Source organism: Photobacterium sp. GB-210 (genome assembly GCF_003026075.1).
In the GTDB taxonomy this organism is placed as follows: Bacteria; Pseudomonadota; Gammaproteobacteria; order Enterobacterales; family Vibrionaceae; genus Photobacterium.
The window spans coordinates 1-12,116 of the sequence record NZ_PYNU01000005.1; the positions used below are offsets into that span (position 1 = coordinate 1).

15 protein-coding genes are annotated in these 12,116 nt (G+C 39.1%); 12 read left to right on the forward strand and 3 right to left on the reverse strand.

The annotated features are described in order from the left end of the window. The first annotated feature begins 356 nt into the window (after positions 1-356). From C9J38_RS09165 to C9J38_RS09180, 4 genes are all read left to right on the forward strand, one after another. Entirely contained in the window at positions 357-557 is a 201-nt protein-coding gene (locus tag C9J38_RS09165; RefSeq protein ID WP_233218488.1) for a DMT family transporter, read from the forward strand. Positions 558-582: 25 nt separating this feature from the next. Further along, positions 583-1,596 (forward strand): Gfo/Idh/MocA family protein, encoded by a 1,014-nt coding sequence (locus C9J38_RS09170; RefSeq protein ID WP_107206807.1) that lies wholly within the window; start codon positions 583-585, stop codon positions 1,594-1,596. A 17-nt stretch (positions 1,597-1,613) separates the two neighbouring features. Then, a complete protein-coding gene (locus tag C9J38_RS09175; RefSeq protein ID WP_107206808.1) occupies positions 1,614-2,006 on the forward strand; it encodes a DUF3592 domain-containing protein in 393 nt (130 codons plus the stop codon). Between the two features lie 140 nt (positions 2,007-2,146). Continuing rightward, positions 2,147-2,365: a DUF6500 family protein gene (locus C9J38_RS09180; RefSeq protein ID WP_107206809.1), complete on the forward strand. Its 219-nt coding sequence runs from the start codon at positions 2,147-2,149 to the stop codon at positions 2,363-2,365. 146 nt (positions 2,366-2,511) lie between these two features. On the opposite strand, the gene C9J38_RS09185 is transcribed toward C9J38_RS09180, so the two are convergent. Further along, on the reverse strand, positions 2,512-3,279 hold the full coding sequence (locus C9J38_RS09185) for a DeoR/GlpR family DNA-binding transcription regulator (RefSeq protein WP_107206810.1): 768 nt from the start codon (positions 3,277-3,279) through the stop codon (positions 2,512-2,514). A gap of 26 nt (positions 3,280-3,305) precedes the next feature. Further along, on the reverse strand, positions 3,306-4,025 hold the full coding sequence (locus C9J38_RS09190; RefSeq protein ID WP_107206811.1) for a glycerophosphoryl diester phosphodiesterase: 720 nt from the start codon (positions 4,023-4,025) through the stop codon (positions 3,306-3,308). 228 nt (positions 4,026-4,253) lie between these two features. Between C9J38_RS09190 and ugpB the strand changes: the two genes are divergently transcribed. The 8 genes from ugpB (at position 4,254) to C9J38_RS09230 (ending at position 11,052) form a co-directional block, all read left to right on the forward strand. After that, on the forward strand, positions 4,254-5,564 hold the full coding sequence (gene ugpB / locus C9J38_RS09195; RefSeq protein WP_107206812.1) for a sn-glycerol-3-phosphate ABC transporter substrate-binding protein UgpB: 1,311 nt from the start codon (positions 4,254-4,256) through the stop codon (positions 5,562-5,564). A gap of 80 nt (positions 5,565-5,644) precedes the next feature. Further along, a complete protein-coding gene (gene ugpA / locus C9J38_RS09200; RefSeq protein WP_107206813.1) occupies positions 5,645-6,526 on the forward strand; it encodes a sn-glycerol-3-phosphate ABC transporter permease UgpA in 882 nt (293 codons plus the stop codon). Continuing rightward, positions 6,526-7,374 carry a sn-glycerol-3-phosphate ABC transporter permease UgpE gene (gene ugpE, locus C9J38_RS09205; protein ID WP_107206814.1) on the forward strand — a complete coding sequence of 283 codons (849 nt, stop codon included), beginning with the start codon at positions 6,526-6,528 and terminating at the stop codon, positions 7,372-7,374. Before ugpA ends, ugpE begins: the two co-directional genes overlap by 1 nt. Further along, positions 7,375-8,490 (forward strand): sn-glycerol-3-phosphate import ATP-binding protein UgpC, encoded by a 1,116-nt coding sequence (locus C9J38_RS09210; RefSeq protein WP_107206815.1) that lies wholly within the window; start codon positions 7,375-7,377, stop codon positions 8,488-8,490. After that, positions 8,483-9,295 carry an HAD-IIB family hydrolase gene (locus C9J38_RS09215; protein ID WP_107206816.1) on the forward strand — a complete coding sequence of 271 codons (813 nt, stop codon included), beginning with the start codon at positions 8,483-8,485 and terminating at the stop codon, positions 9,293-9,295. Before C9J38_RS09210 ends, C9J38_RS09215 begins: the two co-directional genes overlap by 8 nt. Before the next feature lie 196 nt (positions 9,296-9,491). After that, a complete protein-coding gene (locus C9J38_RS09220) occupies positions 9,492-9,917 on the forward strand; it encodes an N-acetyltransferase (RefSeq protein ID WP_107206817.1) in 426 nt (141 codons plus the stop codon). Positions 9,918-9,992: 75 nt separating this feature from the next. Continuing rightward, positions 9,993-10,535 carry a DinB family protein gene (locus tag C9J38_RS09225; RefSeq protein WP_107206818.1) on the forward strand — a complete coding sequence of 181 codons (543 nt, stop codon included), beginning with the start codon at positions 9,993-9,995 and terminating at the stop codon, positions 10,533-10,535. A gap of 91 nt (positions 10,536-10,626) precedes the next feature. Next, positions 10,627-11,052: a lysozyme inhibitor LprI family protein gene (locus C9J38_RS09230; protein WP_107206819.1), complete on the forward strand. Its 426-nt coding sequence runs from the start codon at positions 10,627-10,629 to the stop codon at positions 11,050-11,052. Between the two features lie 159 nt (positions 11,053-11,211). On the opposite strand, the gene C9J38_RS09235 is transcribed toward C9J38_RS09230, so the two are convergent. Further along, a complete protein-coding gene (locus tag C9J38_RS09235) occupies positions 11,212-12,045 on the reverse strand; it encodes a pyruvate, water dikinase regulatory protein (protein ID WP_107206820.1) in 834 nt (277 codons plus the stop codon). Between the last annotated feature and the right edge of the window lie 71 nt (positions 12,046-12,116).

Genomic DNA, 12,116 nt, shown 5'->3' on the forward strand with positions numbered 1-12,116 from the left:
ATCAAAGAAGCAATGCCGCAACTCTTGGCATGAACCTGCTCTCGCTGCTTTGTAAGTTGCTGGGTGCCAATCGGTGCCTTAGTGGAGGCTTGAGCCGTATGCAGTGAAAGTTGCACGTACGGTTCTTAGAGGGACGGCACTTGGTAACAAGTGTCGTCTACTCGACATAAATGAGTTAGCTATTCGGCTCACTCATCATTATCTCTTCTGTAGTTAGAGTGAATACCATTACCAAATCTGGCTCTTATCACTCAATTTTTGTTCTAAATAATCAAGAGATACTTTCAATTTTGCTGGCATAAATGTGCATTAGGGTAGTCGATATTGTTCCAATATTAGATTAACTTGGCGGTGTGATGGGGGCTTTGTTTGTCGCTCTTAATAGTTATGTGTTATCAAAAGTTGGCGCAACGCTGACAGTAATACTTGTTATAGTTGGTCAGTTGCTGACGGGAGTTGTTTGGGATGCTATCAGTAACGGTGTAGAACTTGCCCTTTTATTGGGTATTTTGTGTATCCTTACGGGTATCTTGGTCACCAAGCGCGGACAAGACTAGAAAGCAAACATTAAAGGATAATAAGTTGAATAATCAGAAAGCACGCTGGGGAATTGCAGGACTGGGTAAAATTGCACATCGCTTTGTTTCAGATCTGACTATGCAAGTCGACAATGCTGAACTCTATGCTGTTGCGGCACGAGATAAACAGCGAGCTGATAGCTTTTCAAATCAATATGGTTGCCAAAGAAGTTATGGTTCCTACACAGAACTCGCAAACGACGCTAATGTAGATATTGTCTATATCGCGACTATTCACCCATTTCATAAAGGCTTGGTTGAATTATTTCTAAATAAAGGAAAGCATGTTCTTGTAGAGAAACCAGCATTCACTAACTTACAAGATTGGGATGCGATGTCGACGCTTGCTGAAGAAAAAGGGTTACTGTTAGCTGAAGCAATGAAAACAGTCGCATTTCCCGCTTATCAAGCAATGAAGCAGTTTATAAAAGAAAACAAGGTAGAAATTAACGCGATAGAAGCTTCATTTGGTAATTGGCATGAGTTCGATAGTGATTGGCACTTATTTAATCCAACGTTATGTGGCGGGGCGACTTTAGATGTCGGTGTATACGGTCTCTGGTTTTACGCTGATTTGTGTCGATTAACAAATACTCCTATAGAGAAACCCACTGTCGAGTACGTTAATGATAATAGCCAAAGCGAAGTCGATGAAAATGTTGTGTTTAAATTTGATGGCCAGATAAAAGGTGAAATTTGCGCATCGATCACGCGTGATCTCAAACGAGAAGCCATCATTCGAGGGCCTGAACTAGAAATCGTTATTCATAATAAATGGTGGAACCCAAAGACAATCGACATATCGTTTAAAGGTGAGCAAACACAAATTACAGCGGTTGTTAGCGGTGGTGGGTTTGAATACGAGATTGAGCATATATCTTCGCTAATTCTAAACAAGATCAATTATTCGGATGTGATGTGTAAAAAAACGAGTCGGCAAGTTATTTCTATTATGGAAGCGTCTCTCGTTGAGAATGGCTTTGACTATCTAGTTTGTTCGAAACCCTCAAGTAATTGATAATTTAAGGCATAATTATGAATATTGTTCCTCTCTTTGCTGCAATTCTATTTAGTGTTTTAGGCGTTTATATATGCTATGACTATCGGCGCTTTAATAAAAATGCGATTAAGACTCAAGGTAAAATAATTAGCTATGATGAATATTTTTCAAAAGATAATGATAATCTTAAAAGAAAGATGTATCGCCCTTATTTTGAAGTTACAGTTAATAAACAGACCTACAGTGTAAAATCAAAAACATCATTTCATTCTAAAGTCATACCTATTGGCCAATATACTGATGTGTTATACCAAAAAGGTGATGAAAAAAATGCTCGTATAGCAAATAGTAATGGCGTTGGTTTGGGCTTTTTATTTATAGGGCTATCTATTCCTGCTTATTATTTCGGCTTATTCCATGAATTGTAATTTTTATTTATGTTTAAAGGAAAATAAAGTAACTATTTTTTCGTTCAGTTGAAAAAACTTACCCTCGATGATAAATCAAACTGTGTATGGTTCATATATTATGATCGAACTGTCACATATATAAAATATGAAGAGAAGTAATGAGAACAACACTAAGAAATAAAATTATCGATGTGTGCAATAAGAAAATAGCCAGTAAAGGTGAAAATGTAGGTGTGTCTTTTTACGCTTTTTTCAAAAACAAAAATGACGATCCTGACTTGTTAATGGAAGCGACTAAGTGGTGGATTAAAACGCATCAACTCGATCATTTTGAAAAAGCATCCAAAATTAAAGATTTGGTCGAGAGGGGAAAATAATTATTATCACCGCCGTTTCTTTTATTACTAAAAGAGGCAATGTTGATGTTAAGTGGTAAGAAAGCAAAGTGCTTCCTCATGATAACGGTAGTTGGCAAATATGGAAATTAAACCAACCCGTTGTTAAATGATGTTTAGAAACGTCATTATGATAGCTGGTTATCTTTTCTACTGTTAGTGAATACACGATCAAACTGGCAAAGAGGCGCAACTTTTGTACTGGCTTTACGTTGCCATTTTGTATGATTGGCGACTAACCAGGTTTGTTGCGAATTGTCTAAAATGGCCTGACTCACTCTGCTTTCTCTTAGCTCATGTTCCATCGCAACAGCTTGCTTTTTCTCTGTCGAATAGCTGGTTTGAGGTGAAGCGTAAGGTAATTCACAGATACCCGCACAGCCAATAATACCGATGTCTGCTGCAAATTGACTAAAGTAATTGAGTACTGTGTCGTCGACAATATCACCACCGTTCGCTCTTATTTTACCACTGGGTATCCACGTTTCTATATTTTCGAACTTCGAGAGCGTATGCGCGGCTTGAAAATTATTCGTCACTACTCGTAATTCTCGGTGGTTGACTAATTGCTCAGCGATACAGGCAATGGTGGTTCCGATGCCTAAAAATAATGTACACCCATTGGGAATGGCTTTAGCGACATTTCTTGCTATTTCTTGTTTTTCGTCTTTATTAGTGATTTGTCTGGCATCATAACTTCGATTGCTCAATGTAACAGGAAGGCCAACGCCACCATGGTGACGCATAGCGATCCCTTGTTGGCAAAGTAAGTTAATGTCGCGTCTGATTGTCTGGGGCGTTATTTCAAACTGTTGCGCTAATTCTTCAATTGAGCAATATTCTTGCTTATGTATTAACGTCATTATTTGTTGTTGACGGGTACTTAAATCATCCATGAAATATGTTGCCATCCTTTATTTGATTATTTTGCTGCTAGGTAACGGTGTGGCGTATCGGTGATCATCATATCAACTCCCCATAGCCAGTGCTCTTCAACAAGTTCCGGTTGGTTCGGGGTGTAACAGTAAAGCTGATAACTTAAACGTTTGACTGCTTTTGCCTTTTCTTCTGTTAAATAACGATAATCACAATGAACACTAAAAGCGTCTAGCTCGCTTAAAACATCGGCGTGATTGCTTGGGATCGTTTCCCACAATTGACCTCTTCTTACGTGAGGAAGGTGTTGCTTTATGGTTAATAGTGCTGATTGGTCAAAACTAGAGAAAAGCATTAACTCAGGTTCAATATTTAGCTTATTAATCACTTCAGCAACTTTTTCACATAGCAAATGAATATCGTCTCCTGCGTGAATTTTTAATTCTATATTTAACGCGACCTTAGCTTCACTTGTTAGCTGTAATACTTCTTCTAATGTTGGTATGGTTTCATCACTAAAATCATCGCAAAACCAAGAGCCAGCATCTAGCTGTTTTAGTTCTATTTTTGACAAGTTTCTCACTTCCCCTTTGCCGTTACTGCAACGGTTTACTGTCTTGTCGTGTATCACCATAGGAATGTGATCAGCACTTAGTTGGACGTCAATTTCAATCCACTCACAGCCATAGTTAATCGCTTCTTTCATCGCTGCAAGGGTATTTTCAGGGGCTAAGCTAGAAAAACCACGGTGAGCTGTAATTTTCATTTTCTTTTCCATCTTCAGTTATTTTCAAATGAACTATCCATGTGTTTGATGAAAATTTTATTACATCTGCTTTGAAAGTCTTAATCTTATTTACTTCATGCAATTGTAACCGAGATGTCACTTTTTGCTTCTAATGTTCACTTGAAAATAAACGAGTGGTTGGAACACAAGAAGTGAACATCCGCTAAATCGTCAGCTTTTGTTAAAAATGGTTTCCAAGGAATAAAAATGGCTTTTAAACATATTGCAGGACTTGCCGTTGCAGCGGCGCTAATGAGTACACAAGTGCAAGCAAAGACCGAAATTGAATGGTGGCATGCTATGGGTGGGGCGTTAGGTACAAAGGTGAATGAAATTGCCGACAACTTTAATGCCAGCCAATCTGAATACGAGATCAAACCTGTTTATAAAGGTACTTATGCCGAAACGATGACAGGTGCAATTGCTGCATTTAGAGCGAAAGAGCAGCCTGCTATTGTACAAGTTTTCGAAGTGGGTACTGCCACTATGATGGGAGCTAAGAAAGCGATTTATCCTGTATATGAATTGATGGCGGATACCAAAGAACCTTTTAACAAAAACGATTATTTATCAGCCGTAACAGGTTATTACACAACTAACGATGGCAAAATGCTATCGATGCCATTTAATAGTTCAACCCCAGTGCTTTATTACAACAAAGAGATGTTTGCTAAAGCAGGGATTACTAACCCACCGAAAACATGGAAAGAAGTAGAAGAAGATTCTCGCAAGCTGATTGCTTCAGGTGCCAAATGTGGCTTTAGTACAACATGGCAGTCTTGGACGCAAATCGAAAACTTCGGTGCCAGAAATAATGTTGCTATGGCAACCAACAACAATGGCTTTGATGGTGTAGATACCACATTTACCTTTAACAATGCGCCTTTCGTTAAACACGTTGAGCAAATGGGTAAGTGGGCGAAAGAAGGTTTGTTCAAATATGGTGGACGTCAGTCTGATGGTATGCCGCTTTTCTATACGGGTGAGTGTGCAATGACAATGGGCTCATCTGCGGGTCTGGCTGGTATTCAAGAGAATATGAAAGGGATAGATGTCGGTGTTGCACAATTACCTTATGATGATGAATTAGTGACAAAACCACAAAATACCATTATTGGTGGTGCATCGTTATGGGTACTTCGTGGACACTCAAAAGAAGAATACAAAGGCGTTGCTAAGTTCTTTACCTACCTTTCAAGCCCAGCGGTTCAAGCTGATTGGCACCAATTCTCGGGCTACTTGCCAATCACAGAAAAAGCGTACGAACTCACCAAACAGCAAGGCTTTTACAAAACTCACCCTGGGACAGATGTTGCTGTTAAGCAAATGACATCGACAACACCTACGGTTAATTCAAAAGGCTTACGCTTCGGTAACTTCTTACAAACACGCGACATCATTAATGAAGAACTTGAAGCCGTATGGGCGGGTAAAATTTCGGCAAAAGAAGCGTTAGATAATGCGAAAAGCCGAGGTGACGCGCAGCTTCGTCGCTTTGAAAGAACACAAAAATCATAATTTAACTCTTTGATTAAGTTTTATCCCCCGCTAATTTTGGCGGGGGATATACACCTTGCCTGTATTATTTTGGTATTTGTATGTCATCCCCTGTTGTATTTAAAAACAAATGGCTTCCGTTTTTCCTTATTGCGCCCCAACTTCTGATCACGTTTGTGTTCTTTATTTGGCCGGCAGGACAAGCGATTTATCAATCATCTCTACTTGAAGATGCTTTTGGTATGAGCCAAGAATTTGTTGGTTTCGAAAACTTCATGAACCTGTTTCATGATCCTAATTATTTAGATGCTTTTTTTACGACGCTCCAGTTCAGTATTAGTGTTGCCGTATTAGCATTAGTTTGTGCGTTAATATTATCGGCATTAGCTGAGCAAATTATCCGTGGTTCATTAGCTTATCGAACATTCTTAATTTGGCCTTACGCTGTAGCACCGGCTGTTGCTGGTTCATTGTGGCTATTTTTATTTGATCCAACGATTGGTGTGTTTACCGATATGCTGCATTTCTTGGGCGTAGATTGGAACCCTAAACTCAATGGCAGCCATGCGATGTGGATGGTGATCATTACTTCGACTTGGAAGCAAATCAGTTATAACTTTCTGTTCTTCTTAGCGGCACTGCAATCAGTTCCTAAATCATTACACGAAGCCGCAGCTATCGATGGCAGTGGCCCGATTAAGCGTTTCTTAACGATCAGTTTCCCACTGATCTCCCCAACGAGCTTTTTCCTATTAGTCGTCAATTTTGTGTACGCCTTTTTTGATACCTTCGCGATTATTCATGCGATGACACAAGGCGGGCCAAGTAATAGCACCTCGATCTTGGTTTACAAGGTATTTAATGATGGCTTCATCGGATTAGATTTAGGTGGCTCTGCGGCTCAGTCAGTGATCCTAATGATATTGGTTGCTTTATTAACTGTTATTCAATTTAAGTATGTTGAAAAGAAGGTAGCGTACTAATGGTAGAAAGAAGACCTCTTTTTAATTTTTGTTGTCATCTATTGTTGATACTTGGCGTGATCTCTATCGCGTTACCAGTATGGTTAGCAATCGTGGCAACGACACACGAGAATCATGATTTCGCGACAAGTACTCCATTATGGTTTGGTGATCTTGGACTTAGTGTTTTTAGAGATTTACTCAGTGGGCATACGGCTTTTAGTGATAAGTCTTTATCCATAAATGGGCTATTACTTAACTCGTTTATTATGGCGCTGTGTATCACTGTGGGTAAATTAACAATCTCTATTATGTCTGCTTATGCGGTGGTTTTCTTCCGTTTTCGCGGCAGGATGATTGCTTTTTGGTTGATCTTTTTCACCCTGATGTTGCCTGTTGAAGTGCGTATTATGCCGACTTTTGAGGTGATCAGTAATTTGGGGATGTTAAATTCATTTTCAGGGTTAACCATTCCATTAATTGCCAGTGCAACGGCTACGTTCTTATTTAGGCAGTTCTTTTTAACGATTCCCAATGAACTCGTTGAAGCCGCACGTATTGATGGTGCAGGTCCCATAAAATTCTTTTTCGATATTTTATTACCATTATCACGCACCAATATCGCAGCCTTATTTGTGATCACTTTTATCTACGGTTGGAACCAATATTTATGGCCGTTATTGATCACGACTGATACCCATTATTTCACTATCGTCATGGCGATCAAGCAAATGACGGGCGTGGTTGATGGCGTCATTGAATGGAACAAAATTATGGCAACCACGATTATCGCAATGCTACCACCAGTCATTGTTGTTATAGCAATGCAAAAAGCCTTTGTTAAAGGCCTAGTTGATTCGGAGAAATAAATGTCTACTTTAACGCTTAATAAAATTGCGAAATCTTACCCTAATGGTTTTAAAGCAATTCATGAACTGAACCTTGATATTTCAGATGGTGAAATGGTGGTATTAGTTGGTCCAAGTGGTTGTGGTAAATCAACATTGCTTCGAATGATTGCAGGGCTTGAAGAAATATCATCAGGTGATTTAAGCATAGATACGACACGGGTCAACGATCTCGAACCGGGTGAGCGTGATATTGCGATGGTTTTTCAAAACTATGCCTTATATCCCCATATGACGGTATTTAATAACATGGCTTATGGTTTACGTAACCGTAAAACGCCAAAACACGAGATTGAACGATTAGTCAATGAAGCGGCGACCATGTTAGAGCTTGATCATTTATTGGATCGCAAACCCAATCAATTATCGGGTGGTCAACGTCAGCGTGTTGCTATGGGTCGGGCTATTGTAAGGCACCCTAAAGTGTTCCTTTTTGATGAGCCATTATCAAATCTCGACGCTAAGTTACGTGTTCAAATGCGCCTTGAAATAAAAAAGCTACAACGTCGCCTTGGTACGACATCTGTGTACGTTACGCATGATCAGGTAGAAGCTATGACACTAGCTGATAAGTTAGTGGTGTTGAACAAAGGTAACGTCGAGCAAGTGGGGACACCGATAGAAATTTATGACAACCCAGCCTCCTTGTTCGTTGCGACATTTATTGGATCTCCTTCAATGAACATTCTTGATGCGAATATGACGTCTCAAGGTATTGAGCTAAATGGCCGTGTAAAATCACTATCAGCAAATTCTTTAGAGCAAAAGAAAGTGAAGCTTGGGCTGCGTCCAGAACATCTACAAATCGATAATGAGCAGCCTTGGTTTAACGTTGAAGTCGAGTTTATTGAAGCATTAGGGGCTGACTTATTGCTTTACTGCCAGACACAAGAGCCCCAATCGCAACAGCTCGTTTTACGAGTAGAAGGGCATAGCCCAATTAAAATGGGCGATAGCTTAGGTGTAAATATTAAACCTGAAAATATCCACTTATTTGATTGTGACACTTCAAAGCGCATACCTTATGATCACTTCAAACAAAATGAAGAAGTGATTCTTGGAGTGGTGAATGGTTGAGTCATTGGACAAAGTTGATGTTCTTCAGTTGAAAAAGCTGAAATGGTTACTGACAGATGTCGATGATACGTTAACGTGGGAAGGTAAGTTACCGCCCGAGACGTTACAAGCATTAAGTAAGCTTGAAGCCGTTGGTGTTAACGTTATTGCTGTAACGGGTGCCTGTGCCGGTTGGTGCGATCAAATGGCAAAGTTATGGCCTTTACATGGTGTCATTGGTGAAAATGGCGCGTTTTGGATGCGTAAAGATCAGCAAGGTTTTACGACACACTATATTCGTAACGCTGAGATGATGAAAAGAGAACAACAAGCACTGAACCATGCGATTGAGAGTCTGTTACTGGATTATCCAGATGTAAGTTTGAGCCTTGATCAACCTTTTCGATTTTGTGATGTTGCCGTCAATATTGCACAAGATAGACTGTCGTTACCTTCGAATGTGACGAAAAACATTCTTGAAAAGATAAAGCATCTTGATATTGAAGGGCAGAGAGTTCATGCAACACAAAGCTCAATTCATATTAATGCTTGGGTCGGTAATCATAGTAAACAGCAAACGAGTGAAGCTTACTTAACGCAATTTGCACCAGATGAAAACCGTGATCTAACTGAAGTCAGTTATGTCGGCGATTCTTTAAATGATGAAGGTATGTTTGCATGGCTGCCATTAACGTTTGGGGTTAATAATATCCGCGCATTATTACCTAAGTTAATTCATCATCCCCAATTTATTACGACAGAAAATGGGGGATATGGGTTTGCCGAATTAGCGGAAAAGATAGTTAAGGCAAAACAAACCCATTAATTAAAAAAGCACTCAATTGAGTGCTTTTTTATTAGCGATTTCTTTTTTAATAACTGATTACACTGAAATCGTGTTTTTACTTGTTATTAATGATGCTAACTGACGTCGCAGAATAGCCGATAACCCAAAGCATTAAGATAATTTTCATGCTAATTTCTTCGCGTTAATATTTTCTTTATCGTCATTGGAGCAAACATTGAAAATTGAAGTATCTGTTCAACCCTCTGAGCATCAATTACAAGTGATAAGTGATGGTATCAGCGCTTTTAACGCAACGTATTTACCGAGTGATGGAGAGTTTGAATCAGGTTTACGTTTTGCGATTATGGCGCAGAATGATCAAGGTGAATATGTCGGTGGGCTGCAAGCAAGTGTGGTGTGGAGTTATTGCGTATTGGAGTTGCTTTGGTTGTCGGAAGAAACGCGTGGGCATGGTGTAGGCTCTCAACTTATCGAACAATTAGTGGCGTTAGCGAAAGAAAAACAATTAACACAAATACGTACTGAGACGTTAGATTTTCAAGCAAAACCGTTTTATGAAAAGCTGGGATTTAAAGTCTATGGCGAAATTGATGATTCGCCCAAAGGGCATAAAACGTACTTTTTGGTAAAAGTGTTATAACAAAATCACATATCAGTAGCTTAATTTTCTGAGTGGTACTTTTTAATAAATAAGTCATGATAATAAGAGGCAAAAATGGATTTATCCTCAAATTTTAGAATGTTGGCAATATACAATCAGCGGATGAATAATCAGCTTTTAAATGCATGTAAACAGCTTACAGATGAACAACTGTTTCAAAATACCAATGCATTTTTTCCAACTGTAATGGCGCATTGGAATCATATTCTGTTTGGCGACTTAATTATGCTGCGACGTTTAATTGCTAATAATATTGTTGAGGTTAATTCGGAAATCCTAGAGCAGTTACCTGTAGCGAAAAGGATTAATGATACATTCGTAACAACAATGGACGAACTATCACAATTACGTTCGTTAGTTGATGCTGTGTATATTGATATAACAAAGGGATTTACCGCAGCAACCTGTAATGAAATCGTGAGATATACAACAACAGATGGTCAGATCATTGAACGTTATGTTGGTGAGTTTTGTCAGCATATTTTTAATCACCAAACGCATCATCGCGGTCAAATGACCTGTCTATTGAGTCAGTTTGGGGTTGATTTCGGTTGTACAGATTTACCCATAATTGTGCCAGAAGGGGCCCGTTGCTAGATGTATTTTCGGGAAGAGTAGATTCATAACGCTATAATTGAGCTAATCTCTTTGTTAACACTTGTTGCTTATATTTAAATGAGGCTTATCGATGAAAAAGTACTGGCTAATTATATTTGTTTGTTTGTCGTTCCCATCTTTTGCAGCCAAAAAAGTATTAGATTGCGATAACCCACGTAACACGTTGGAAATTAATGATTGTGCCTCGTTAACGCTAGCCTCTGCACAAGATGAATTGTCCAAATATTTAGCTGCCAGCGTTGAGCACAATAAAAAAGATCCCGAGTTAGTGAAGGCGATAGAGCAAGCGCAAAAAGATTGGGAAGTGTATATGAAAGCGCAATGTAATGCGGTTTACACCCAATGGCGTGAGGGAACTATTCGTAATGTCATGGCATTGGATTGTAAAACTCAATTAACCAAAGAAAGAACGCATGATATTTGGATGCATTTTTTAACATATATGGATAGCACACCACCTGTTTTACCTGAGCCTTCAACCTATTTTAAAAAGTGATTTTTTGATGTATTAGAGAGTGGGATATTTGCAAGTAACTGTTATTAATGCATATTACTCTCAATGAAAATCTCACCTAACGCGTTGTAATTGAATAAATAAGAGCTCTGTTCACGTGTATGTATTCAGAGCTTTATTTTCTTTGCCTTCAATGAAGGGCTAAAACAGACGGCGTTTTAATCCTGTTCTTTCTAATATTCTGGTTGAGATCTCTTCGACGGACATGCTGGATGTATTGATATAGGGGATCGCTTCTCTGCGAAATAAACTCTCTACACTGAACAGTTCAGACTCACATTGGCTTTCACTGGCATAATCACTATTGGCGAGACGGTTGTTGCGGATTTCTGTCAATCTTTCTGGATCTATAGTTAGGCCAAAAAGCTTATGTCTATGTATTTCAAATTCAGGCAGTAAACGAAGTTTGGCAAGATCTTCGGCAATAAATGGGTAGTTCACCACTCTTAAACCAAATTGCATTGCCATATAAAGGCTGGTGGGCGTTTTCCCACTGCGTGATACGCCAAGTAATATCAAATCAGCTTCCTCTAAACCACGAAGAGAAATACCGTCATCGTGGGAAAGGGTGTATTCGATAGCCGCTATTCGATCAAAATAACCGTCTTGATCCTTACCAACACTGTGTGAGCGTTGCAATTGTGGCTTGGGCTCTAGCTGTAGATCGTCGGCAACAAAATTAACCATGGTTTGTAATACATCGTAGAACAGTGCATTGGCTGACAATAGCTGTTGTTTAATTTCAGGTACGACCATAGAGAAGAAAACTAAAGGCTTTTCTCCCGTCGCTAAAAAAGATCGCTCTATCTCTTTTACCACTTCAGCGACCTTGTGCCCATTTTCAGTAAAAGGAAAAGTCTGCTCATTGACTTTTAATGGAAACTGCGCCAGGACAGCATGACCAACGGTTTGACATGTTATGGCAGTTCCATCAGAAATGTAGAACACGTCACGAGTTTCAATTTTGTGATGCATAATAAGTTCAAATAAGGATTTATTTTTGAGATAAGATGTGAATAAAGTATAGAAAAGTCGTCGTACGTTCT